The 23,121-nt window shown below is 70.2% G+C and carries 23 protein-coding genes; 11 read left to right on the forward strand and 12 right to left on the reverse strand.

What is annotated here, in order from left to right:
* Positions 1–61 precede the first annotated feature (61 nt).
* Positions 62–394, reverse strand: a complete 333-nt coding sequence (locus HC362_RS06680; protein WP_243083003.1) for a helix-turn-helix domain-containing protein — start codon at positions 392–394, stop codon at positions 62–64.
* A gap of 104 nt (positions 395–498) precedes the next feature.
* Between HC362_RS06680 and HC362_RS06685 the strand changes: the two genes are divergently transcribed.
* From HC362_RS06685 to HC362_RS06695, 3 genes are all read left to right on the forward strand, one after another.
* Positions 499–1,386: an NAD(P)-binding domain-containing protein gene (locus tag HC362_RS06685; RefSeq protein ID WP_243083004.1), complete on the forward strand. Its 888-nt coding sequence runs from the start codon at positions 499–501 to the stop codon at positions 1,384–1,386.
* A gap of 90 nt (positions 1,387–1,476) precedes the next feature.
* On the forward strand, positions 1,477–2,172 hold the full coding sequence (locus tag HC362_RS06690) for a helix-turn-helix transcriptional regulator (protein WP_243083005.1): 696 nt from the start codon (positions 1,477–1,479) through the stop codon (positions 2,170–2,172).
* Positions 2,173–2,351: 179 nt separating this feature from the next.
* Positions 2,352–3,653: a hydroxymethylglutaryl-CoA reductase gene (locus tag HC362_RS06695; protein ID WP_243083006.1), complete on the forward strand. Its 1,302-nt coding sequence runs from the start codon at positions 2,352–2,354 to the stop codon at positions 3,651–3,653.
* A gap of 44 nt (positions 3,654–3,697) precedes the next feature.
* On the opposite strand, the gene HC362_RS06700 is transcribed toward HC362_RS06695, so the two are convergent.
* From HC362_RS06700 to HC362_RS06740, 9 genes are all read right to left on the reverse strand, one after another.
* A complete protein-coding gene (locus HC362_RS06700; RefSeq protein ID WP_243083007.1) occupies positions 3,698–4,237 on the reverse strand; it encodes an RICIN domain-containing protein in 540 nt (179 codons plus the stop codon).
* A gap of 238 nt (positions 4,238–4,475) precedes the next feature.
* Positions 4,476–5,831, reverse strand: a complete 1,356-nt coding sequence (locus HC362_RS06705) for a nucleobase:cation symporter-2 family protein (RefSeq protein ID WP_243088396.1) — start codon at positions 5,829–5,831, stop codon at positions 4,476–4,478.
* A gap of 365 nt (positions 5,832–6,196) precedes the next feature.
* Positions 6,197–7,591, reverse strand: a complete 1,395-nt coding sequence (locus HC362_RS06710; protein WP_243083008.1) for an 8-oxoguanine deaminase — start codon at positions 7,589–7,591, stop codon at positions 6,197–6,199.
* Positions 7,592–7,681: 90 nt separating this feature from the next.
* Positions 7,682–8,617, reverse strand: coding sequence for a factor-independent urate hydroxylase (pucL, locus tag HC362_RS06715; protein WP_243083009.1), 936 nt, complete (start codon positions 8,615–8,617; stop codon positions 7,682–7,684).
* Positions 8,618–8,621: 4 nt separating this feature from the next.
* Complete coding sequence (gene uraH / locus HC362_RS06720; RefSeq protein WP_243083010.1) at positions 8,622–9,065, reverse strand: hydroxyisourate hydrolase; 444 nt, start codon at positions 9,063–9,065, stop codon at positions 8,622–8,624.
* Complete coding sequence (gene uraD / locus HC362_RS06725) at positions 9,062–9,577, reverse strand: 2-oxo-4-hydroxy-4-carboxy-5-ureidoimidazoline decarboxylase (protein ID WP_243083011.1); 516 nt, start codon at positions 9,575–9,577, stop codon at positions 9,062–9,064. The genes uraH and uraD overlap by 4 nt, the downstream gene beginning before the upstream one ends.
* A 199-nt stretch (positions 9,578–9,776) precedes the next feature.
* Positions 9,777–10,175 (reverse strand): helix-turn-helix domain-containing protein, encoded by a 399-nt coding sequence (locus HC362_RS06730; RefSeq protein WP_243088397.1) that lies wholly within the window; start codon positions 10,173–10,175, stop codon positions 9,777–9,779.
* A gap of 47 nt (positions 10,176–10,222) precedes the next feature.
* Complete coding sequence (locus HC362_RS06735; RefSeq protein ID WP_243083012.1) at positions 10,223–10,477, reverse strand: hypothetical protein; 255 nt, start codon at positions 10,475–10,477, stop codon at positions 10,223–10,225.
* 59 nt (positions 10,478–10,536) lie between these two features.
* The gene (locus HC362_RS06740) at positions 10,537–11,442 is read right to left on the reverse strand and encodes a helix-turn-helix transcriptional regulator (protein WP_243083013.1); all 906 of its coding nucleotides are present in this window, start codon (positions 11,440–11,442) and stop codon (positions 10,537–10,539) included.
* Between the two features lie 598 nt (positions 11,443–12,040).
* Between HC362_RS06740 and HC362_RS06745 the strand changes: the two genes are divergently transcribed.
* The 3 genes from HC362_RS06745 (at position 12,041) to gcl (ending at position 15,726) form a co-directional block, all read left to right on the forward strand.
* Entirely contained in the window at positions 12,041–12,856 is an 816-nt protein-coding gene (locus HC362_RS06745; RefSeq protein ID WP_243083014.1) for a TIM barrel protein, read from the forward strand.
* 63 nt (positions 12,857–12,919) lie between these two features.
* Positions 12,920–13,831: a 2-hydroxy-3-oxopropionate reductase gene (locus tag HC362_RS06750; protein WP_243083015.1), complete on the forward strand. Its 912-nt coding sequence runs from the start codon at positions 12,920–12,922 to the stop codon at positions 13,829–13,831.
* 125 nt (positions 13,832–13,956) lie between these two features.
* Positions 13,957–15,726, forward strand: a complete 1,770-nt coding sequence (gcl, locus tag HC362_RS06755) for a glyoxylate carboligase (RefSeq protein ID WP_243088398.1) — start codon at positions 13,957–13,959, stop codon at positions 15,724–15,726.
* A gap of 94 nt (positions 15,727–15,820) precedes the next feature.
* On the opposite strand, the gene HC362_RS06760 is transcribed toward gcl, so the two are convergent.
* Positions 15,821–16,348, reverse strand: coding sequence for a MarR family winged helix-turn-helix transcriptional regulator (locus HC362_RS06760; RefSeq protein ID WP_243083016.1), 528 nt, complete (start codon positions 16,346–16,348; stop codon positions 15,821–15,823).
* A gap of 118 nt (positions 16,349–16,466) precedes the next feature.
* Here HC362_RS06760 and HC362_RS06765 point away from each other — a divergent pair, with 118 nt between their 5' ends.
* The 4 genes from HC362_RS06765 to HC362_RS06780 all read left to right on the forward strand — a co-directional run bounded on the left by HC362_RS06765 (position 16,467) and on the right by HC362_RS06780 (position 20,190).
* Positions 16,467–17,342, forward strand: a complete 876-nt coding sequence (locus HC362_RS06765) for an NAD-dependent epimerase/dehydratase family protein (protein WP_243083017.1) — start codon at positions 16,467–16,469, stop codon at positions 17,340–17,342.
* A 75-nt stretch (positions 17,343–17,417) separates the two neighbouring features.
* A complete protein-coding gene (locus tag HC362_RS06770) occupies positions 17,418–17,567 on the forward strand; it encodes a hypothetical protein (protein WP_243083018.1) in 150 nt (49 codons plus the stop codon).
* A 135-nt stretch (positions 17,568–17,702) separates the two neighbouring features.
* A complete protein-coding gene (locus HC362_RS06775; RefSeq protein WP_243083019.1) occupies positions 17,703–19,178 on the forward strand; it encodes a catalase in 1,476 nt (491 codons plus the stop codon).
* A gap of 277 nt (positions 19,179–19,455) precedes the next feature.
* Positions 19,456–20,190, forward strand: a complete 735-nt coding sequence (locus HC362_RS06780; protein ID WP_243083020.1) for a hypothetical protein — start codon at positions 19,456–19,458, stop codon at positions 20,188–20,190.
* Between the two features lie 87 nt (positions 20,191–20,277).
* Here HC362_RS06780 and HC362_RS06785 read toward each other — a convergent pair whose 3' ends face one another.
* Positions 20,278–21,969 carry an AMP-binding protein gene (locus tag HC362_RS06785; RefSeq protein WP_243083021.1) on the reverse strand — a complete coding sequence of 564 codons (1,692 nt, stop codon included), beginning with the start codon at positions 21,967–21,969 and terminating at the stop codon, positions 20,278–20,280.
* Positions 21,970–22,093: 124 nt separating this feature from the next.
* Between HC362_RS06785 and HC362_RS06790 the strand changes: the two genes are divergently transcribed.
* Positions 22,094–23,119, forward strand: coding sequence for an endonuclease/exonuclease/phosphatase family protein (locus tag HC362_RS06790; protein WP_243083022.1), 1,026 nt, complete (start codon positions 22,094–22,096; stop codon positions 23,117–23,119).
* Positions 23,120–23,121: the final 2 nt, after the last annotated feature.

A 23,121-nucleotide genomic window follows, 5' to 3' on the forward strand; every position in this document is an offset into this window, starting at 1 on the left:
CCTGTCCGAGGCATGCGGGCTGCGGCTCCGGTGGTGGTCGCGCGCGCCGTTCCCGCGCCCCTTACAAGGCGCCCTCACTCAGCAAATGTTCTCTCCCCCACGCGCCAAGGGGTGCCAGCGCCTCGTTGAGGGAGGTCCCCAGCTCGGTCAGCTCGTATGTCACCCTGCGCACCGCCCCCTCGTAGGACTCCTCGCGACAGACGATCCCGTCCGCCTCCAACTCGCGCAGATGCGAGGCGAGGACCTTCTCGGTGACCCCGGGGATGCCCCGCCGCAGCTCGCCGAAGCGGCACGGCTGCTGGGCCAGCGCCCAGAGGATGAGGACCTTCCACTTGCCGCCGACCACATCGATCGCGGCGTCGATGCCGCACACATATGTGCCGCGCCTGGTCATGGCTGCTGCCTCCCCCGGTCCTCGCCGGGCACTCACTTTACGGTAACCACGCACTGAGAAGTGCGTACTTGATCATGGTCCGAGCCGGCACGAGCCTGTAGAGCATGACGACGGACAACACCCCCGCAACCCCGCTCGCCCTGCTCGGACTCGGCGACATGGGCACCGCACTGGCCCACACCTGGCTCGCCGCCGGCCACTCCCTCACCGTCTGGAACCGCACAGCCGCCAAGGCCGAACCCCTGGCCGCGGAGGGCGCTCGGGTCGCGGCGAGCGCCGCCGACGCGGTGTCGGCAGCCGACCTCGTCGTCGTCTGCCTGCTGGACGACGCCTCCGTCGGCGAGGCCCTCGCGGCGGCCGAGCTGACCGGCAAGGACATCGTCAACCTCACCACCGGCACCCCGGCGCAGGCCAGGGAGCGTGCTTCGTGGGCCCGGCAGCGCGGAGCCCGCTTCCTGGACGGCGGCATCATGGCCGTACCCCCGATGATCGGCACACCGCAGGCGGGCGGCTACATCTTCTACAGCGGCGACCACGCGCTGTTCGAGCAGCACCGCGACACGCTGGCCGTTCCGGCGGCCACCCGCTACGTCGGCTCCGACCCCGGGCACGCCGCGCTCCACGATGTGGCGCTGCTGAGCGCGATGACAGGCATGTTCGCGGGCATCACCCACGCCTTCGCCCTGATGCGGCCCGAGCAGGAGGTGAAGCCGACGGCTTTCGCCCCACTGCTGACGGAGTGGCTGCGCGCCATGCTCGGGATGGCCGAGTCCATGGCCCAGCAGCTGGAGAGCGGCGACTACACCGAGGGGGTCACCTCCAACCTGGCCATGATGGCCGCCGGCAACGCCACCCTCGAGGCCACCGCGGAGGAACAGGGTGTGAGCCGGGAACTGCTGGGCCCCTTCATGGCGTCCATGCGGGAGCGGGACGCGAGGGGCTACGGCGACGAGGGACTGGCCGGGCTGGTGGACATGTTGCGACAGCGCTGAGGTGGCCCCGGCGACGGAGGTTCCTACGATCTCGGGCTTCGGCTGAACGCACGGTAGGCAGCCGGTCGCCCCGCTCCCTACGGTGTGCCGATGCACTACGGCACGTCACGGGGGCAGGCAGGCAGTTCGTTCGACGGCTCGGCCGCGCGGCGACTGCGCGAAGGGCTGCGACTGTCACCGGAGGATGTCGCGTACGGGATGCGTGCCGCGTACGGCTTGGAGATCGACGCGCGGACGGTCGCGGCGTGGGAGGCGGGCGACGCCGCACCCGACGAAGGGCAGCTGACCGCGCTCGCCGGTGCCCTGTGGTGCTCGGCGGCCGACCTGATGGGCCGGCCCGGAACCCTGCGGGAGTACCGGCTGGCACGCGGCGCCTCGGCCACCGACGTCGCCCGTGAGATCGGTATGGCACCTCAGGAGTACGCACAGGTCGAGGAAACCGGTGCGTGGACCGGCAGCGCGCGGCAGGCCGAAGCACTGGCCGAGGTGCTGCGGCTGCCGGTACCCGCGCTGATCGAGTTCACCGGACGGGACGAGGAACTGGCGCAGCTCCTGCGCAAGGCCGCCACCACCCGGTGGCAGGCGTATGTCGGTGCCGTCCGTGAACTGGTTCCGCTGCCGCGCGAGTACGTCGAGGAGGGGCTGCGTGGCCTGCACGGCGCCTACCACTCCACGACCGCCGCCTCGCTGGGCTGGGGACAGCCCGCCTCGGCCTCGTCCCGGGACGCGGGGCGGGCCTTCCTGGAGGAGATCCTCACCCACTTCTGGCAGGCCGTCGAGGGCTGAGGGCGGAGGAGCCCTCCTGCAGTTCTCAACGGGCGCGTTCAACGCGTTCACGCACTGACGCCCGGAAAGACTCCCGTTGGGGCTTCCGCATATGAGAGCGGTGGGAACAGGCCGCTCCCCGTTTCCGTTCGGCGAGGGGCTGTTGCAGAGCAGAGCGAGTGACAGGACGTGGAGTCCCCATGTGCCCCACCGAGCCCGATCCCGGCGACATGTCCGCCATCCCCGAGCGCGACAGCCACACAGAGGCCGCACGGCGACGGCGGCTGGACTGGCTGCGCACCCAGGCGGGAGCGCCGCTGACGCCTGTGCAGTACATGCGGACACGCGCGGAAGACCTGGTCGGCAACGTGGAGAACCTCATCGGGGCGGTGGAGGTCCCGGTCGGCCTGGCCGGGCCGCTGGCCTTCTCGGGGACGCACGTCTCCGGCTGTCTGTACGCCCCGCTGGCCACCACTGAGGGCGCGCTTGTCGCGTCGGCCTCCCGTGGGGCCACCGCCCTCTCGCAGTCCGGTGGTGTGCGTACGCACGCGGTCGCCCAGGTCATGACCCGGGCCCCTGTCTTCCAACTCGGCTCACTCGACCGGGCCGCCGCGTTCGCGGAGTGGATCAGCGAACGCGTCGCTCAGCTGCGTGCCCAGGCGGCCCAGATCTCCGGGCATGCCGTGCTCGTGAACATCCGTCCGGTCATGACGGGCCGCACCGTGCACGTGGTCTTCTCCTATGAGACCGGCGATGCAGCCGGGCAGAACATGACCTCGGCGTGCACCTGGCACGCCTGTCAGTGGATTCTCACCCGTTTCCCGGCGGAAACGGCGACGGACATCGTCCGGTTCCGGGTGGAGGGGAACCTGAGCGGCGACAAGAAGGTCACGTACCACAGCTTCCTCAACGGCCGCGGCACCCGCGTGGTCGCGGAGGCCGAGGTGTCCGCCGACGTCCTCGGCGGCGTACTCAAGACCACCCGGGACAGGCTGCTGGAGACGCACCGCTTCCAGCGCGGCGGCGCTGTGCACGGCGGGATGGTCGGCAACGACATCTGCATCGCCAATGTCATCGGCGGGATGTTCACGGCCCTGGGCCAGGACATCGCTTCGGTGCACGAATCCAGCCTGGGCCACCTGGAGTTGGAGGCCGCAGGCGACGGCGTACGGGCGACGATGGTGCTCCCAGCCCTCATCGTGGGCACGGTCGGCGGCGGTACCCGGCTTCCCGCACAGCACGCCCTCCTGGACATGCTCGGCTGCGCCGGGCCCGGAGGAGCACCCCGCCTCGCCGAGATCATCGCCGGGTTCGCGCTGGCGCTCGACCTGTCCACGCTGTCCGCCGTCAGCGCCGACGAGTTCGTGGCCGCGCATGAACGCCTGGGCCGCAATCGCCCACCGGCATCGGCCCCCGCCCGCACGGAGACTCCTGTGCCCGGTCCAGGCGGACGCCCCGGCACCGCCGCCCCGACGGGGCCTGGGCGGTTCCGGGGCGGATAGGGCACCGCCGGACGACCGGGGGCGCCGCGGACCCTTCAGTGGAGCTACGCCTTCTCTGCCGTCCAGAGCTGGTGCGAGAGGCCGTGGCAGGTCCACTGGATCACCTGCGTGCGCGGCCTGCCATCGAGCGTCTGGTCGGCACACTTGCCGCTGTACTTGTTGACGAGGGTGAACTTGTCACCGTTGCCGACCGGGACCCGGGCCCAGAACTGGTCCTCATAGCTGGAGTTGCAGCCCATCTGCGTCAGGCCATGACCGTTCTGCACACTGTGGTAGGCGTTGACCAGGCACCTGCCGCTGTTGACGCTGCGCAGCTGGAACCAGTCGCCCTGGCCGGGGACGATCTGCCAGCGCTGGTTGGCGGCGCCGTGCCGCGGATAGAGGATGATCCGGGCGCCGTTCGCCTTGGATGCACCCTGGACATCCATGACGAGGCGGGAGTTCTTCGCCGAGTGGACGATCACTGTGTCCGCAGCCGCCGCCCGGTCGTCAGCGGAGGCGCCGGGCACCGACGTGGCCAGTCCCGTCGCGGCGAGGCCGAGCAGTGCGGTGGCGCTGAGCAGTACGCGTCGCTTCTTGGGCACTTCACCAACCCTTTCAGGTGGGCCAGAACTTCCGCCTGGCCGAGACACCTGCATAACTGGCCCGTGTTTACACCATTTAGCCTTCTTCTCCGCTGAACTGACCGTAAGAGTGATTTGGTTGCTCGAACATCCATCGCGAGCGGCCATGCTCCCCGCGCGCCGTCGCGCGCGTCGTCATCGAGCCGCCGCGCCGTCATGGGTCATGGCGGCGCGGCGGCGAAGCGGTGGAGAGCTGCGCTCAGGCCGGGGTGGTCTCACGGGGGTGCGGGATGCCTTCGCCCGGTTCCATCGGGTGGGCGACCACTTCCTCGTCGCGGCGGGAGCGGCCGAGGTGGTTGAAGACCAGGTTGAGGACGACGGCGGTGAGACACCCGGTGGAGATCCCGGAGTCGAGGATGATCTTCGCGCTCTCGGGGAACGCGTGGTAGAAGTCCGGCGCCGCGATGGGGATGATGCCGACGGCCAGCGCGGTGCCGACGATCAGTACGTTGTTGTCCTTGCCGAGGTCCGCCTTGAGCAGGGTCTGGATGCCGCTCGCGGCGACGGAGCCGAACAGCACCACTCCGGCCCCGCCGAGGACCGGCTGCGGTACGGCCGCCACCAGGCCGGCGGCGAGCGGGCACAGGCCCATGAGGATGAGGATGCCGCCTCCGGTGGCGACCACGAACCGGCTGCGGATGCGCGTCATCGCCACCAGGCCGATGTTCTGTGCGAACGCGCTGCACATGAAGCCGTTGAAGAAGGGACTGACGAAGGAGCCGAGCGTATCGGCGCGCAGCCCGGCCGCGATGGTCTTCTCGTCGGAGGGGCGCTCCACGACCTCGCCCAGCGCCAGCATGTCGGCGGTGGACTCGGTCATCGAGACGAGCATCACCACGCACATGGAGATGATCGCGGCGAGGGCGAACTGCGGAGCGCCGAAGTGGAAGGGGGTGGGGAAGCCGACGATGTCGGCTTCCCTGATCGCGGTGAAGTCCGTGATGCCGACGGGTATCGCTATCAGGGTGCCGACGACGAGCCCGATCAGCACGGCTATCTGCTTGAGGAACCCGCTGGTGAAACGGCGCAGCAGCAGCACGATCAGCAGGGTGGCGCCGGCCATGCCGATGTTGGAGAAGTCCCCGTAGTGCGGGTCCTCGGCGTTGCCGCCCTGCGCCCAGTTGAAGGCGACGGGCATCAGCGAGACACCGATGAGGGTGATGACGCTGCCGGTGACGACCGGCGGGAAGAAGCGGACGAGCTTGCTGAAGAACGGGGCGATGAGGAAGCCGAGCGCGGCGGCGACCATCGTGGCGCCGAAGATGACGGGCAGTGCGTCGGCGGGCCCCTCGGCCTTGTTGATGGCCAGCATGGGCGCGACGGTGGCGAAGGTGACCCCGTTGACGAACGGCAGCCGGGCGCCGATCCTCCAGACCCCGAGGGTCTGCAGCAGGGTGGCGATACCGGCCATGAAGAGGCTGGCGCCGGTCAGGAACGTCAGTTCGGTCGGCGAGAGGCCCACGGCTGCGCCGATGACGAGCGGCGGTGCGACCACCCCCGCGTACATCGCGGCGACGTGCTGGAGGCCGGTGGTGAACAGTTTCAGCGGTGGCATGCCCTGGTCGACCGGGTGCTTGGGCTGCGCGGTCCCGCGCGGCTCCCGGCCCCGTTCGCCCCCACTGCCGTCTGCCGTCTTTCCTTGCTTGGTGAACCTGGGCGTCTTGGCCACGGGGTCCTCCTGTCGTTTTCGGCGCCGTGCGGCACACGGTTTCCGGAGGTGGTGCGGTGTGCAAGGTGGTACTGGTGATGAATTTGTGGTGCGAGTGCGCCCACGAATGTCCGGAACATGACAGGAGTCCGGATGGAGGTGGGGCGAACCGGCCGGGAGCCGTCCCTCCCGGCCGGTGTCCAAGGGGCCGGCCGAAGCCGCGCCGCGCTGCGCGGCGGCGCCTCAGCCGGCGGTGCAGGCGGTGCCGGCGGTCAGCCCGCGTCCGCCGCGATCCGGGCGAGACGACGTGCCTCGTCCCGTGCGTCGCGGGCGATCTCCTCCTCGTCGGCCCGCAGCAGATGACCGTCCTCGACGATCGGCCTGCCGCCCACCAGGGAGAGGGTGACCGGCGCCGCGGCGCCCAGGACCAGCGCGGCGACCGGGTCGGCGATGGAGGAGTGTCCGATGCCGTCCAGCTTCCACAGCACGGCGTCGGCGAGCTTCCCCGCCTCCAGCGAGCCCGTCTCCTGGGCACGGCCCAGCACCTGGGCGCCGCCGTAGGTGCCGAGCCGCAGGGCCTGGCGCACGGTCAGCGCGTCCTGCCTGTGCGGGCCGAGGCGGTTGACGAGCAGCGCGTTCCGCAGTTCGGTGTGCAGCTCGCCCGACTCGTTGGACGCCGTGCCGTCCACACCGAGGCCGACAGGTACGCCCGCGGCGAGCATGTCGGGTACCCGGGCGATGCCCGCCCCGAGCCTGGCATTGGACGAGGGGCAGTGCGCGGCGCCCGTCCTGGTGCGGGCGAAGGCGGCGATGTCCTCATCGGTCATATGGACGCAGTGCGCCATCCACACGTCCTCGCCGAGCCAGCCGACGGACTCGAAGTAGTCGGTCGGGCCCATGCCGAACAGCTCGTGACAGAACTTCTCCTCCTCCGCCGTCTCCGAGCCGTGCGTGTGCAGCCGCACGCCCTTGCGACGGGCCAACTCGGCTGCTTCGCGCATCAGTTCGGTCGAGACGGAGAACGGCGAACAGGGTGCGGCGGCGATGTGCAGCATCGAGCCGAACGAGGCGTCGTGGTAGGTGTCGATGGCCCGCTCGGTCTCGGTGAGGGCGCCGTCGAGAGTCTCGACGGCGAAGTCCGGCGGGAGGCCGCCGTCCGACTCCCCGCGGTCCATGGAGCCCCGCGCCGCGGTGAACCTGACCCCCAGCTCGGCTGCGGCGCGGATCTCGGCGCCGAGCAGGTCGCCGGCCCCGCGCGGGAAGACGTAGTGGTGGTCCATCGCGGTGGTCACCCCGCCGCGCGCCATCATCCCGAGGGAGCCCCGGGCCGCCGCGTAGACCATCTCCTCGTCGATCCGCGCCCAGGTCGGATAGAGGGCGACGAGCCAGTTGAAGAGGTTGGCGTCCTGGGCCAGGCCGCGGGTGATCCACTGGTAGAAGTGGTGGTGGGTGTTGATCAGGCCCGGGGTCAACAGGTGGCCCGTGCCGTCGATACGGCGCGTGACGTTCCCCAGGGCCTCGGGCGCGTCGCCAGGACCGAGGGACTCGATCCGGTTGCCGTTGATGACCAGGTGGCCGGTCGCGTACTCGGTGTCGTGAGCGTCGACGGTCGCGATGGCGCACTTCTCGATGACGATGCGGCCTGTGGTCTGTTCCGGATAGGCCATGGGGTGTCCTCGCTTGGGGGTGTGCCCCCTCCCCCGCCCCCACCGGGGCTCAAGTCTGTCCCGGTGGGGGCGGGGTGAGGAGAGAAGGAACTACAGGTTCGTCATGTCCACGGGTATGCGAGGGGTCGCCCCATCGCGCAGGACGGTGGCCTCGATGAGGCCGTACGGCCGGTCAGCCGCGTAGTAGACGGCACCGTCGGCTGCCTCGTTCTTGATGTCGAACGGCGACAGGTCGACCTTGAAGTGGTGCTTGTTCGGCATCGAGAACCGGATCTCGTCGATCTCGGGCCGGCTGTTGATGACGCGCGAACCCATCTGGTACAGCGTCTGCTGGAGCGAGAGCGAGTACGTCTCGGCGAAGGCGTGCAGCATGTGCTTCTTCGTCTGGGCGTAGGACTTGTCCCAGTTGGGCGTCCGCTCCCCCTCCGCGCCGGTCCAGTTGTGCCGCCATACGGCGGCCACCTCGGTGGCGAGGATGCGGTCGTAGTCCTCCTTGAGGGTGGTGTAGCGGTCCTTGATGTAGCCCCAGAACTCCGAGTTCGTGGAGTTGAGGACCGTCAGCCCCTTGAGTCCGGACAGCACCTCGACGCTCGCACCGTCGAAGGTGATCTGCGCGGTGCGTATCTCCTGGCCCTTGCGTACGAAGGAGTGCTTGACCTCGTCGGCGCCGATGAACCTGGAGTTGGCGTCGGAGGTCTCGATGCGCTCCCAGTCGTACTCCTCGATGCGGATGCGCGCCTGGTGGATCGGCCCGGTGTTCTCCACGAAGTGCCGGGCGAGCAGGACACCGAACGCCTCGGCCGACTCGATGCCGTGCTCCTTGGCGAAGGCGAAGACGGTGTTCTTCGTGGTGTCGGTCGGCAGCACATGGGCGTTGGAGCCGGAGTAGTGGACGTCGTCCAGGTCGCCGCTGAGGGCGACGGAGACGTTCAGATCCTTGATGTGGTGGGTGTCGCCGTCCCGCGTGATCTTGACGACGCGGTTCTCTGCCTTGCCGTACTGGTTCTGGCCGAGAATCGTGGGCATGGTGTCAGCTCCCTCGGTACACGGAGTAGCCGAACGGGTTGAGCAGCAGCGGCACGTGGTAGTGCTCACCCGGGTTCACCGCGAAGACGATGGTGACCTCGGGAAAGAAGCTGCCTGGTGCGCTGTCCCTTACGCGGGGGGCGTCCTGCTGTTCCGCGGCTTCGCGCTGGCTGCGCGGATTCGAACTGTGCTCTTCCACGAAGTACGGCTCGGTCTCGAATTCGAACCGTACGTGGGTGGCGCCTTCCGGCAGCGCCGGAAAGTCCTTGCAGCGCCCGTCGGCGTCGGTCTTCGACGCCCCGTGCGCGACCCATGCGGCCTGCTCGTCTCCCTGGCGTACGGACAGCCGTACGCCGACCCCGGCGGCCGGGCGGCCGCGGCTGGTGTCCAGGATGTGCGTGGACACCGAAGTGCTCGTCGACACCGAGGTGCTCGTCCCGTCGCTCATGCCGTGGGTCCTTCCTCCGCGAGCCGGGTGAGCCGAAGGCGGTTGATCTTCGCCAGCTCCCGCCGCACGATCTCCCGCTCCTGTTGCGGTGTGTTGTCGATCCGGTGACGAACGGCGTCCCTCATCTCCTCGGCACTTCTGCCGGTGGCACAGATGAGAAACACATGCCCGAATTTGTCCTGGTATGCCAGGTTCAGTTCGAGCATTTCGGCCTTCAGCTCCTCGGAGGCGCCGGCCATGCCCCGCTGCTCGCGGGACGAGGTCGGGTCGCCGGGCTTCGGGCGGCCGATGGGTGGGTGCCCGGCCATGGCCTCGTCCAGCCCCTCGTCGGTGAGGGCTGCGGTGGCCTCGTCACTCGCGGCGAAGAGGGCATCGGCACTGTCGTAGGGACGCTGGGCGAGCAGCGCGCTCCCCCAGTCCCGGGCGGCGCACACCTCGTGGAGCGCGGCGCGCGCCTCGGCGTCCGCTGCGGAGTTGAACCAGGCGAGGCCTGGCGTCGAGCGCGAAGTCACGGGACCTCCGTGGCCGTGGTGCTGTTCGGGCTGGGAACAGCTAAGTCCTCAGCGCACAGCACGTCAACAGTTTGTTGAAGGTCTTTCGACTTTCCGGAAAACGAAGCCCGCGATGCGGAAGCCGTCCGAGGGCGCCTTCGGGGCGCCCCGGAGACGCCTTCAGCGTGCCCCCGGAGGCGCCCTCCAAGGGCGGGAGCGCTCAGCTTGTCCGGCCGTTCTCCCTGTTGAGGTAGTTGTAGACCGTGAAGCGGGAGACGCCCAGCGCGCTGGCCACCGTCTCCACGCCGTGCCGCACCGAGAAGGCGCCCCGCGTCTCCAGGATCCGCACCACCGACTGCTTCGTCTTACGGTCGAGCTCCGCGAGCGGCACCCCGTGCCGCCGCTCCAGCTCCGCGAGGATGTGGTCGAGGGAGTCGGACAGGTGCGGCAGCTGTACGGCCACCACGTCCTCGCCCTCCCAGGCGAGCACCACATCGTCGCCCTGCGCCTCCTGCGGGGCCACCATCGCGCCGCCCATGGCGTCCACCAGCGGCTTGATCGCGACGACGAACGGATGCCCGGACGCGGCCCCGCCCGCTACGGGTCCGCCGTCTGCCATGGATCCGCCGCCTGCCGTGGGCCCCGAGGCGTGTTCGTCCTGGCCCATCAGCCCTCGCCCTCCCCGATCACATTCACCTGGAGGGAGACCCGGGTCGCCCCGGCCTCCAGCGAACTGCGCAGCAGCGCGGCCACGGCGTCCAGCACCTCGTCGGCCGAGCCCTCGGCGGTGTTGCCGAACGGACCGACATCCACGGCATCCAGTGCCGCCGACTGGACGACCTCGCGGGCCACGACCGCGTGCCTGGGGGCCTCGTCCAGATCGAAGGGCTCCGTCGTGAACTCCACTCGCAATCGCCTCATGGAGCCACAGTACCGAGAACGCCGCCTTGCGCCGCAGGTCAGCGCGGGCGGCTCGGGGGTCAGCCCAGCCCGTCGAGGATGCCCTCGATGAAGGCGGCGGTCTCCGCGGGCTGCCGGGCCTCGGCGCACAGCCGGTCCATGATCAGCGTGTACTGGTCGACCTCGGAGGGCTTGTCGAGGTAGACCGCGTTGGTCAGATGCTCCAGATACACCTTGTCGCCCAGGTCGGGGTCGGCGAAGCGGAGCAGGGTCACGGGCGTGCCGGCAGCGGCCGCCGTCACCTCGAACGGCGCGACCTGCAGCGTCACATGCGGCAGCTTGATCACCTTCAGCAGATGTTCGAGCTGCTCGCGCATCACCTCGGGGCCGCCGAAGGGACGCCGCAGCACCGCCTCGTCCACGACGGCCCACAGGCGCGGCGGATCGGCCCGTTCCAGCAGCTTCTGCCTGGCCATGCGCAGTTCGACGATCCGGGCGACCTTGCGCGGTTCGGTGGTCGGGTAGCCGAGCCGGCTGACGGCGAACGCGTAGTCCTCGGTCTGGAGCAGGCCGGGCAGGAACTGGACCTCGTACGTCCTGATCAGCGAAGCCGCGTCCTCCAGTCCGAGATGCAGCTCGAACCAGTCCTCCAGTACGTCCGAGTACTGGCACCACCAGCCGGGCGAGTTGGCCTGCCGGGCCAGATCGAAGAATTCCTCGCGCTCGTCCGTGCCGTGGACGCCGTAGAGCGTCAGCAGGTCCCGCAGATCGTGCTCCTTGGCGCCGACCTGTCCGCGCTCCAGCCGGGTGATCTTCGCGTGCGAGCCGCGGATGGCCCGGCCCGCTGCCTCCCGGGAGATGTCGAGTGACTGGCGCAGCCTGCGCAGCTTGACGCCCAGGATGATCCGCAGCGCGGTTGGCCCGTTCGACTGCTCCTGGGCGGAGCGGAGCGACGGTTCACCGGACGGCTGCATCATGGCGGGCATTCCGACTCCCAAGGGTTATTGGGCGGTCACAACAGTGTGGCACCGGTGTACCGGTCCGGTACAGGTACCGGGAGAATACGCGGGCACCGCACGGCCGTTCCGCGCGGAGCTTCCCATACTCCCCCAACGCCAACCCGGCAACCAGCCTCCCGGGCACAGTAGTTGAAGACGAGAATGTAGGCGCCCCGGCCCCGGAGGGCAACTACGGGCGCCTGCACTTGCCCTTGCACCTGCCTGTGCGGATGCCCGTGCCCTTGCAATTGCACCTGCCCACCCCCACGCCCCGCTGATCGGGGCGCAGGGGTCGGATTGAAGCACTGAGGGGCGCCTTGGCTCCTTTCCGCTTCCGCTCGCCCGGCTCGCCCGGCACAGCATCGGCCATTTCGGACACCCCGCCCCGGGTCCCGTCGCCGAGACGGGACCCGGGGCTTCTGCCTGCCTACCCGCGGGCGGCGCTGGCGCGCCGGGGCCCGGAAGTCGGCCCTTGACAGGACTGCCGACTACAGAGCAATCTTCCAGTGAGCAGAATACGAGTTTCACGATACGAAAATTAAAGCTTCTGGCTTACGGATCTCCGAAGGAAGGGAGGGCGGTCGCTGTGGTCTCCTCGGACCGGTTCACCGTCAACGCCTCGATCCTCTTCACCGAGCTGCCTCTGCTGGAGCGCCCGGCGGCCGCCGCCGCCGCGGGCTTCGACAAGATCGAACTGTGGTGGCCCTGGGTCGACGCACCCGTGCCCGCGCGCGCCGAGCTCGACGCGCTGCGCAGCGCGCTGGAGGACGCTCAGGTCCAGCTCACCGGGCTGAACTTCTACGCCGGGCAGCTGCCGGGTCCCGACCGCGGCGCCCTGTCCGTACCCGGCGGGGAGTCGGAGAAGTTCCGCGCCAACCTCGAGGTCACCGCCGAATTCGCCCGCTCCGTGGGGTGCAAGGCGCTCAACGCCCTCTACGGCAACCGCGTCGACGGTGCCACGGAGGCCGAGCAGGACGCTCTCGCGCTGGAGAACCTGGCCCTGGCGGCGCAGGCGGCGGACCGCGCGGGGGCCGTGCTCCTGATCGAGGCGCTGAACGCGCCCGAGTCCCCCAAGTGCCCCCTCGTCAGCGCTCCCCGCGCCATCGAGGTCGTCGACGCGGTCAACAAGGCCACCGGACTGGACAACGCGCGCTTCCTGATGGACCTCTACCACCTGTCCATGAACGGCGAGGACCTCGGCGCGGCGATCGACGCGTACACCGGCAAGACCGCGCACGTACAGATCGCGGACAACCCCGGGCGCGGAGCGCCGGGGACGGGGTCGCTGGACTTCGAGGACCTGTTCGGCCGGTTGGACAAGGCGGGCTACGAGGGGTTCATCGGGCTGGAGTACAAGCCCGGCGACGGCGGAAGTGCGGCGGCCTTCGGCTGGCGCTCCTGATCCCCTCCGGGATTCGCGGGGTCGGCGGCGGCCCCACTTTTCAGATCTGCGAAAGGCGAGAGAATGACTTACACGCCCGGCAACACCAAGATCGGTTTCATCGGTCTGGGAATCATGGGCGCTCCCATGGCCCGTAACCTGCTCAAGGCCGGCTACGACGTCACGGCGTACACCCTGGAGACCGAGAAGGTCGAGGAGTTCGTCAAGGACGGCGGCAAGGGCGCGGCCTCCGTGGCGGAGGCGGCCAAGGACGCCGATGTCGTCATCACGATGGTCCCGGCCTCTCCCCATGTGGAGGCGGTCGTCCTGCACGAGGGCGGGGTCCTGGACAACCTCCGTACGGGCGGCACCCTCATCGACATGTCGTCGATCACCCCGCAGACCTCGATCGAGGTCGCGAAGGCCGCGAAGGCCAAGGGGATCAAGGCGCTGGACGCGCCGGTCTCGGGCGGCGAGGCGGGTGCGATCGAGGCCGTACTGTCCATCATGGTCGGCGGTGAGCAGGCGACCTTCGACGCGGCGAAGCCGATCCTCGAAGCGCTCGGCAAGACGATCGTGCTGTGCGGTCCGGCCGGCTCGGGGCAGACGGTGAAGGCCGCCAACCAGCTCATCGTCGCGGTGAACATCGAGGCCGTCGCCGAGGCCGTGGTCTTCCTGAAGAAGTCCGGCGTGGACCTCAAGGCCGCGCTGGACGTGCTCAACGGCGGACTGGCCGGCTCCACGGTGCTGACCCGGAAGAAGGACAGCATCCTGGCGGGCGACTACAAGCCCGGCTTCAAGATCGACCTGCACCACAAGGACATGGGCATCGTGACCGACGCGGCCCGCGCGGTCGGCGCCGCCGTGCCCGCCGGTGCGCTGGTCGCCCAGCTCGTCGCGGCGCTGCGGGCGCAGGGTGACGGCGGGCTCGACCACTCGGCGCTGGTGCGCGGCGTCAAGCGGCTGTCGGGCGAGAACCCCGACGGCGCCAACTGAGGGCCGCCCCGCTTCCGGGGCCCTCCCCACAGACTCCGGGCGGCGGCGTCGACACTGTCCTGTCGCGCCCAGGCGCCGCCGCCCGGATACCACCTGCACCGAACCAGGAGAGTTCGATGGCTCGTATGACCGCTGCCCGCGCGGCAGTTGAGATCCTCAAGCGTGAGGGTGTGGACACCGCTTTCGGCGTGCCGGGTGCGGCGATCAACCCCTTCTACGCGGCGCTGCGCGCCGCGGGCGGCGTCGAGCACACGCTCGCCCGCCACGTCGAGGGCGCCTCGCACATGGCCGAGGGCTACACCCGGACGGCGCCCGGCAACATCGGGGTGTGCATCGGCACTTCGGGCCCTGCGGGCACCGACATGATCACCGGCCTCTACTCGGCGATCGGCGACTCGATCCCGATTCTGTGCATCACCGGGCAGGCTCCGGTGGCCGTGATCGAGAAGGAGGACTTCCAGGCCGTCGACATCGCCTCGATCGCGGCCCCGGTGACCAAGAAGGCCACCACCGTCAAGGAGGCGGCACAGGTGCCGGGCGTCTTCCAGGAGGCGTTCCACCTGATGCGCTCGGGCCGGCCGGGTCCGGTGCTGATCGACCTGCCGATCGATGTCCAGATGACGGAGATCGAGTTCGACCCCGACACCTATGAGCCGCTGGTGCCGCACAAGCCGGCGGCGAGCCGCAGGCAGGTCGAGAAGGCCATGGACATGCTGGCCGAGGCCGAGCGTCCGCTGATCGTTGCGGGCGGCGGCATCATCAACGCGGACGCGTCCGAGCTGCTGGTGGAGTTCGCCGAGCTGACCGGTATCCCCGTCGTGCCGACCCTGATGGGCTGGGGCGCGATCGGGGACGACCACCCGCTGCACGCGGGCATGGTGGGGCTGCAGACCTCGCACCGCTACGGGAACGCCACGTTCCTGGAGTCCGACTTCGTGCTCGGGATCGGCAACCGCTGGGCCAACCGGCACACGGGCGCGCTGGCCACCTACACCGAGGGCCGGAAGTTCGTGCACGTGGACATCGAGCCGACGCAGATCGGCAAGATCTTCGCGCCGGACTACGGCATCGTCTCGGACGCGCACGCGGCGCTGAAACTGTTCGTGGAGATCGCCAGGGAGCGGAAGCGGAGCGGGAAGCTGACGGACCTGTCGAAGTGGGCGGCCGGCGCGCGCGAGCGCAAGGGCGAGCTCCAGCGGCGTACGCACTTCGACAACGTGCCGCTCAAGCCGCAGCGGGTGTACGAGGAGATGAACCGGGCCTTCGGTCCTGAGACGCGCTATGTGTCGACCATCGGTCTCTCCCAGATCGCCGGCGCGCAGTTCCTGCACGTCTACCGACCGCGGCACTGGATCAACTGCGGTCAGGCGGGTCCGCTGGGGTGGACCGTTCCCGCGGCGCTGGGTGTCGCCAAGGCGGACCCCCAGGCGAGTGTCGTGGCACTCTCGGGCGACTACGACTTCCAGTTCATGATCGAGGAGCTGGCGGTCGGCGCGCAGCACCGCATTCCCTATGTGCACGTGCTGGTCAACAACTCCTATCTCGGTCTGATCCGGCAGGCGCAGCGCAACTTCGACATGGACTTCCAGGTCAATCTGGAGTTCGAGAACATCAACGCGCCCGAGCTGGGCGGCTACGGCGTCGACCATGTGAAGGTCGCCGAGGGGCTGGGCTGCAAGGCGCTGCGTGTGACCGAGCCGGACCAGCTGCTGCCCGCCTTCGAGGAGGCGAAGAAGATCGCCGCGGAGTACCGGGTGCCCGTCGTGGTGGAGGCGATCCTGGAGCGGATCACCAATATCTCGATGAGCGGGTCCGATATCGCCTCGGTCAACGAGTTCGAGGAGCTGGCGAGCGAGGCTGCGCATGCGCCGACGGCGACGGTGCCGCTGGGCTGAGGCCGCGCTCCTCCTCCCAGAGCCCGCCTGCCCCGCCCTCTCACCGCGACCGCGGGGGGGGCGGGGCCGTGGCGTCCGGCCGGACGCCGCCGTATCAGACGTCCGCCCCTTGCCGTCCGCCGTCTCCGAGGGAGATGAGCAGACGGCGCAGCAGTGTCGCGAGCTGGTCGCATTCGGCGACGGGGAGCCCCGTGAGCAGGCGGCGTTCGTTGGCCAGGTGGTGCTCGACAACCTTGTTGACCAGGCGCAGGCCTTCTTCCGACAGGGAGACCAGCACCCGTCGCCGATGCGCGGGGTCCACCTCGCGGTCGACCAGTCCCCTCTTCACCAGCCGGTCGACCCGGTTGGTGAGCGCCGCCGAACTCACCATGGCGGCACTGCTCAGTTCACCGGCGGTGAGCACGTGGGGTGGGCCGGCGCGCAGCAGCGTGGCCAGTACGTCGAACTCCCACGATTCGAGGCCATGCTCGGCGAACTCGTCCTTGAGGGCGCGTTCGAGCAGTCGTGACGCACGGGAGAGGCGGCCGATGACGGCCATGGGAGAACAGTCCAGATCGGGCCGCACTGCCTGCCACTCCTGAACGATCACGTCGACTCCGTCCTGTTGGTCCGTCTCCGTCACGGTTTTCCTCCCTCGCGAAGCACTATCCCTCGCAGTCTAATACTTCCATGTCGAATAATTTGACGGGACGAGCACCCGTCTCTAATATTTCGTCATCGAAGTTTTCGAGGGAGGCGACATGCACACTCTTATCGTTGGAGCGCACGGTTACCTTGGTTCGGCCGCCGCCGACAGGCTGATGGCACTGGGGCATCAGGTGGTGGAACTCGTCCGCCCGGGCAACGAACGGCCCGAAGGGCGGTACGAGCGGCGTATCGGCGACCTGAGCGACCCGGACTCGCTCTCCGCAGCGGTCACCCCTGACATCGACGCAGTCATCAATCTGGCCACGCCCACCGGTGACGCCGACACCGACGCCGCGGCCGTCGCAGCGTTGACCGACCCGCTGCGCGGCACCGGGCGCCCGTTCGTCTACACCAGCGGCATCTGGGTCCTGGGTGCCACCGGGGCCTCGACCGCCGACGAGGACGCACCCACCGACCCGATCCCGATCGTGGGGTACCGACCGGACATCGAACGACAGGTGCTGGCCACCGCCGACGACGGTGTCCGCGCCGGCGTCGTCCGCCCCGGCATCGTGCACGGACGCGGCGGCGGCATTCCCGCCCTGCTGGTCGATCTGGCCCGCAAGCACAAGGCCCCCGTGGTCGTCGGCGACCCGGCGGTGCGCTGGCCGATGGTGCACGTCGACGACTTGGCCGACCTTTTCGCGAAGGTGGTGGAGCAGGCGCCGGCCGGGACGGTGTGGCACGGCGTGAGCCAGTCGGCGGTCCCGGTCCGGGAACTGGCCACGGCCGCCGGCGAAGCCGCCGGGGTCTCCGGCGAGCCGCGGGTGTGGCCACTGGACGAGGCGCGTGCGGAGCTCGGCACGCAGTTCGCCGACGCGCTGGCCCTCGACCAGTCCGTCAGCGGCGAGCAGGCGCAAGGCCGACTGGGCTGGCGGCCCCGGCACCCCGACGCCGTTGCCGATCTGCGCGCGGGCTCCTACCGCTGACCTGAGGGCTCCTGCCGCTGACCCGCAACGGGCGAACACCGACCGACGCACAACGAGGAAACGGAGGAACGGACGATGAGCGTCGACGTACGCCGACGGCCCCTCTCCCCGGACAGCCAACCGCTCCCCGACGTACCCGAGGGCCGGCCGCTGCATGTGCTGGCCGAGGGAGACGGCGACGGGAAGATCGGCGCCACGCAGAACTCACAGGTCAAGAGCGACTGACGACTCCCCGCCCGCCGCTTCGCCGGAGGCGGCGGGCCAAAGTTTCAACAAACTGTTGACTACCCTTCCGGGTCTCCCTACGCTCCATGATGCGGAAATTGTTTTCCGCGCAGATCTCGCCCAGGAAGGTCGTCCATGTCGAAGTCGCCGAAGCCCACGCTGACCACCGAGGCGGGCGCGCCCGTCGCCGACAACCAGAACTCCACCTCCGCCGGCATCGGTGGCCCGCTCCTGCTCCAGGACCAGCACCTGCTGGAGAAGCTGGCGCGGTTCAACCGGGAGCGCATCCCGGAGCGTGTCGTACACGCCCGCGGCTCCGGCGCCTACGGCTACTTCGAGGTGACCGACGAGGTCAGCGACTACACCGGCGCCCACTTCCTCGGCGAGGTCGGCCGCCGTACCGAGACGTTCCTGCGCTTCTCCACCGTCGCCGACAACCTCGGCGGCCCCGACGCGGCCCGCGACCCGCGCGGCTTCGCTCTCAAGTTCTACACGGAAGAGGGAAATTACGACCTCGTCGGCAACAACACCCCGGTCTTCTTCATCAAGGACCCGCTGAAGTTCCCCGACTTCATCCACTCCCAGAAGCGCGACCCGTTCACCGGCAAGCAGGAGCCGGACAACGTCTGGGACTTCTGGGCCCACTCCCCCGAGGCCACCCACCAGGTCACCTGGCTGATGGGCGACCGCGGCATCCCCGCCTCGTACCGGCACATGAACGGCTACGGCTCGCACACCTACCAGTGGACCAACCCCCAGGGCGAGGTCTTCTACGTCAAGTACCACTTCAAGACGAACCAGGGCATCCGCTGCCTGTCCAGCGAGCAGGCCGCCGAGCTGTGCGGCACCGACCCCAACAGCCACCAGACGGATCTGCTGCAGTCCATCGAGCGCGGCGTCTTCCCGTCCTGGACGCTGTATGTGCAGATCATGCCCGCCGACGAGGCGGCCGACTACCGCTTCAACCCGTTCGACCTGACCAAGGTGTGGCCGCACAAGGACTACCCGCTGCAGCGCGTGGGCCGCCTGGTGCTGGACCGCAACCCGGACAACGTCTTCGCCGAGGTCGAGCAGTCCGCGTTCTCGCCCAACAACTTCGTGCCCGGCATCGGCCCCTCGCCCGACAAGATGCTCCAGGGCCGGCTGTTCGCCTACGCCGACGCGCACCGCTACCGGCTCGGCGTCAACCACACCCAGCTGCCGGTCAACGCGCCCAAGGCGGTCCCCTCCGGCAAGGCGAACAACTACGGCAGGGACGGCTTCATGGCCGCCAACGCCTACGACCGGTACGCCAAGAACTACGAGCCCAACTCCTACGGCGGCCCCGTCGAGACCGGCGTCCCGCTGTCCGCGCCGCGCCCGGTGACCGGCTACTGGGGCACCCACGAGGCCCCGCAGCACACCAAGGACGACGACTTCTTCCAGGCCGGCGAGCTCTTCCGGCTGATGTCGGAGGAGGAGAAGGGCCGCCTGGTCGCCAACATCGCCGGCGGGCTCTCCCAGGTGACCCGCGAGGACGTCATCGAGAAGAACATCGCCCACTTCACCGCCGCCGACCCGGACTACGGGCGCCGCGTGGAGGCGGCGGTGCGCGAGCTCCAGGAGGGCTGAGCGCCCCCCTTCCACCGGCGCGCCGGCAAGAGGCGCGCGCCAAACGGCGTACCGGGCTGATTGGGAGGTCGGCCCGGCGCGCGCCCCCGTGCGGGACGGTCCAGTTGATGAGGGGTGGCCGTCCCGCGCGGGGGCATACCCGTGCCATCCTCCCCCACCGGCGCCCGGCCCGGCACCCGCCCCTTCGTAAAACCGCTCCCATCGGCGACGATTGGGGGGCGACCGGGCATGCTCTCAGGGCAGTGCCCACCGGACCACCCGTGCCAGGAGCCGAACGATGGCTGAGAGAGTGCTTGTGCGCTGCCCGGTGTGCCGGCGCGAGCACAGCTACACCGCGCCGGTCTACCCCTGCGGCTGTGGCGCGCCGGTCGCCCTGCCGCTGCTGTCCTCCGCCGCCGCCATCCAGGTGCGGCACCGCACCTGGGCGGGGTCCTGGATCTCCGTGCGGTGCCCGTCCTGCGGGCGGGTGGACGAGTGGCCGCAGCCCGAGTTGGGCTGCGGCTGCGGTACGACGCTGCGGGTGCCCGTCGCCAGGGGCCGTACCGGGGTGGCTGCGCCGCCCGCCGAGGAGCCGGCCTCGGCGCCGCCGACCGGCCCGGAGCCCGCCTCCGCCGCGCGTGCCCCCGTGCCGCGGCCGCCTTTCCGGCCCGTCACCATCCGCACGGCCCACGACGCGAAGCTCGCCGCGGCGCAGTACCTGCGGTGGCTCGGGTTCGAGGGCATACGCGTCGCCGAGCGGACGCCCGCCTCGGGTGTCGATGTGCGGGGTCCGTCGGTCGTCGCGCATGTCGACCCGTCCACCTCCCCTGCCGGGGTGCGGGACGTCGAGACGCTGTGGCTCAACGGGCTGAACGACTCGGTCGTCGCCGTGTGCTTTGCCCTTGCGGGGTATCTGCGTGAGGCGCGGGGGCGCGCCGACGAGTTGCGGCTCCCGCTGTTCGTCCTCGACCTGACGGGGACGCCGCGCGCCGTCAACGAAGCCGCGGAGCACTTGATCCGTACGCCGCGTTGATGCGGGACCCCTTTCAGGGGCGCGGGGAACTGCGCGAGCAACCAGCAACACACCCGCAGTCCACGACGCGCAGCAAGGGGCACCCCCCTACCGGTCCCGGTACTCCGTGCCGGGGGTGCCGGCCTCGCCGGCCGCATGCGCGCGGAGCTCCACACGCCGGATCTTCCCCGAAATCGTCTTCGGCAGGTCCGCGAACTCGACAACCCGCACCCGCTTGTACGGCGCGAGCCGCTCCCGCGAGTGCGCGAACAACAAGGCCGCGGTCTCCGCGTCGGCGCGGAAGCCGTCCGCCAGGACCACATACGCCTTGGGCACGGCGAGCCGCACCGGATCCGGCGAGGGGACAACCGCGGCCTCGGCGACGGCCTCGTGCTCCAGCAGCACGCTCTCCACCTCGAACGGCGAGACCTTGTAGTCACTCGCCTTGAAGACATCGTCGCTGCGCCCCACGTAGGTGAGGTAGCCCTCCTTGTCCCGCGCCCCGATGTCCCCCGTCCGGTAGTAGCCGTCGGCCATCGCCTCGGCGGTGCGCTCCGCGTCGCCCCGGTAGCCGACCATGAGGCCGACAGGGCGGGCGGACAGGTCGAGGCAGATCTCGCCCTCCTCGACGCCCGCCTCGCCGGTGACCGGGTCGACGAGAGTGACCTCGAAACCGGGCGTGGGGCGGCCCATCGAGCCGGGCTTGAGGGGCTGGCCCGGGGTGTTGGCGACCTGGACGGCGGTCTCGGTCTGGCCGAAGCCGTCCCGGATGGTGACGCCCCAGGCCCGGCGGACGTGCTCGATGACCTCAGGGTTGAGCGGCTCACCGGCGGCGACGACCTCGCGGGGGACGGCGGACAGCCGGCTGAGGTCGGCCTGGATGAGCATGCGCCAGACGGTGGGCGGGGCGCAGAAGCTGGTGACGCCGGCCCGGTCCATCTCGGCCATCAGGCGGCTCGGGTCGAACCGGGTGTAGTTGTGGATGAAGATGGTCGCCTCGGCGTTCCAGGGCGCGAAGAAGTTGGACCAGGCGTGTTTGGCCCAGCCGGGCGAGGAGATGTTCAGGTGCACGTCGCCGGGCCGCAGACCGATCCAGTACATCGTCGCCAGGTGTCCGACGGGGTACGACACATGGGTGTGCTCGACCAGCTTGGGCAGCGCGGTCGTACCGGAGGTGAAGTACAGCAGCAGGGTGTCGTCGGCGCGTGTGACGCCCTGCGGGTCGTACGCGCTCGCGGCCTCGTACGCGTCCTCGTAGGCCAGCCAGCCGGAGGCCGGGGTGCCGCCGCTGCCGACGGCGATGCGGGTGTAGTCGCCGGGCACGTCGGTGCCGGTGAACTTCCCGGTGTCCGCCGCGCGCACGACCACGTGCCGGGCCTCGCCGCGGGTGACGCGGTCGGCCAGGTCGCGGGGGCCCAGCTGCGGGGTCGCGGGGATGACGACGGCGCGCAGCTTCATCAGCGCCAGCAGCGTCTCCCACAGCTCGACCTGGTTGCCGAGCATGACGATGACCCGGTCGCCGGGTGCCACGCCGCGGTCGCGCAGCCAGTTGGCGACCTGGTCGGAGCGGGTCCGCATCTGGTCGAAGGTGACGCGCCGCTCGGTACCGTCCTCCTCGACGATGTGCAGCGCGAGCCGGTCGTTGCCGGCGGCGATGTGGTCGAACCAGTCCAGCGCCCAGTTGAACTGTTCGAGCCGGGGCCAGCTGAAGGCGGCGCGTGCGGCCTCGTAGTCCGTCCGGTGTCGCAGCAGCGTGTCGCGGGCGGCCCGGAACTGTTCGGTGGGCGTGGACGGGACCATGTTTCCTCCTGCTCAGCGGGGTGCTGCGGGCGTTGGGAGCCATCGTGTACGTCCACCCGCGCGCGCACCACCCCCGGCCGGGGGCTTACGCGCATGTGACAGGAGGTGCGGCATCATCGGAGACGTGTACACGGGGGCCGGCACACGCGGGGACCGGGAAGCGGCGGACGGGGTCGGGCTGGGCCGCGCCCGGCGGCGCGGGCGGCGCCGGCCCGTCGTCGCGGCGCTGTCGGTACTGACCCTGCTGGTGCTCTCGGTGCCGCTGGCGTTCCGGGCCGGCGACGAGGACGGGCCGACGCCGGTGCCGCAACTGCTGGCGTTCCTGCCCTGGTTCCTCGCCCCGGCCTGGCTGGCGGCGCTGGGGGCGGCCTTCGCCCGCCGGTGGCTGGTGCTGCTGTGGGCGCTGGCCGTGCTGGCGGGCACCGGGTGGTTCCTGCGGCCGTACGGGCCACCCGCGCCCGGCGACGCGGCGGGCAGGCCGGCGAAGGCCCAGTTCCGGGTGCTGACGGCGAATCTGAAGTACGGGGCCGCCACCGCGGATCTGGTGGCGACGGTGCGCAGGGAGCGACCGCAGATCGTCGCCCTCCAGGAGTGCGACGCGCGGTGTGCGAGGGAACTGCGCGACCCCGTGCTGCGCGAGGAGTACCCGCACCGGATCATCACCGGCGGCGGGGGTGCGCGCGGGTCCGCGCTGCTGAGCATCTATCCGCTGCACAACCGCAGCGAGGTGCGCGGCAGGCTCTCGATGCCCGGCGCCGTCGCGGACGTGCACGGCGAGCGGGTCGCCCTCCAGGTCGCGCACCCGATGCCGCCGATGCCCGCCGGCACGGGGGCGTGGCGGGTGGAGCTGGACCGGCTGCGGGCCGCCGCTGACGCGCGGGGGAAGCTGCCGACGCTGATGGCCGGCGACTTCAACTCCTCGCAGGACCACGCCGCCTTCCGCGCCATCCTGAAGACGGGTATGCGCGATGCTGCCCGCATGCTGGGCAACTCCCGCACCCCCACCTGGCCCACCCGCACCACCCCGCTGCTCGGTGCCCAGATCGACCATGTGCTGCTGAGCGAGACCCTGCTGCCGGTGGACGGGAAGTTCCTGGACCTGCGGGGCACCGACCACCGCGCGCTGCTGGTGAACGTGAAGCTCCTGTGAGG

The organism is Streptomyces sp. 891-h, assembly GCF_022760275.1.
In the GTDB taxonomy this organism is placed as follows: domain Bacteria; phylum Actinomycetota; class Actinomycetes; order Streptomycetales; family Streptomycetaceae; genus Streptomyces; species Streptomyces spirodelae.

Bases quoted from the DNA above. Each gene is read 5' to 3' on its own strand.
- HC362_RS06680 (WP_243083003.1), bottom strand. From the start codon at position 394: ATGACCAGGCGCGGCACATATGTGTGCGGCATCGACGCCGCGATCGAT.
- HC362_RS06685 (WP_243083004.1), top strand. From the start codon at position 499: ATGACGACGGACAACACCCCCGCAACCCCGCTCGCCCTGCTCGGACTC.
- HC362_RS06690 (WP_243083005.1), top strand. From the start codon at position 1,477: ATGCACTACGGCACGTCACGGGGGCAGGCAGGCAGTTCGTTCGACGGC.
- HC362_RS06695 (WP_243083006.1), top strand. From the start codon at position 2,352: ATGTGCCCCACCGAGCCCGATCCCGGCGACATGTCCGCCATCCCCGAG.
- HC362_RS06705 (WP_243088396.1), bottom strand. From the start codon at position 5,831: ATGCCACCGCTGAAACTGTTCACCACCGGCCTCCAGCACGTCGCCGCG.
- HC362_RS06710 (WP_243083008.1), bottom strand. From the start codon at position 7,591: ATGGCCTATCCGGAACAGACCACAGGCCGCATCGTCATCGAGAAGTGC.
- pucL (WP_243083009.1), bottom strand. From the start codon at position 8,617: ATGCCCACGATTCTCGGCCAGAACCAGTACGGCAAGGCAGAGAACCGC.
- uraH (WP_243083010.1), bottom strand. From the start codon at position 9,065: ATGAGCGACGGGACGAGCACCTCGGTGTCGACGAGCACTTCGGTGTCC.
- HC362_RS06730 (WP_243088397.1), bottom strand. From the start codon at position 10,175: ATGGCAGACGGCGGACCCGTAGCGGGCGGGGCCGCGTCCGGGCATCCG.
- HC362_RS06735 (WP_243083012.1), bottom strand. From the start codon at position 10,477: ATGAGGCGATTGCGAGTGGAGTTCACGACGGAGCCCTTCGATCTGGAC.
- HC362_RS06740 (WP_243083013.1), bottom strand. From the start codon at position 11,442: ATGCCCGCCATGATGCAGCCGTCCGGTGAACCGTCGCTCCGCTCCGCC.
- HC362_RS06750 (WP_243083015.1), top strand. From the start codon at position 12,920: ATGACTTACACGCCCGGCAACACCAAGATCGGTTTCATCGGTCTGGGA.
- gcl (WP_243088398.1), top strand. From the start codon at position 13,957: ATGACCGCTGCCCGCGCGGCAGTTGAGATCCTCAAGCGTGAGGGTGTG.
- HC362_RS06765 (WP_243083017.1), top strand. From the start codon at position 16,467: ATGCACACTCTTATCGTTGGAGCGCACGGTTACCTTGGTTCGGCCGCC.
- HC362_RS06770 (WP_243083018.1), top strand. From the start codon at position 17,418: ATGAGCGTCGACGTACGCCGACGGCCCCTCTCCCCGGACAGCCAACCG.
- HC362_RS06775 (WP_243083019.1), top strand. From the start codon at position 17,703: ATGTCGAAGTCGCCGAAGCCCACGCTGACCACCGAGGCGGGCGCGCCC.
- HC362_RS06780 (WP_243083020.1), top strand. From the start codon at position 19,456: ATGGCTGAGAGAGTGCTTGTGCGCTGCCCGGTGTGCCGGCGCGAGCAC.
- HC362_RS06785 (WP_243083021.1), bottom strand. From the start codon at position 21,969: ATGGTCCCGTCCACGCCCACCGAACAGTTCCGGGCCGCCCGCGACACG.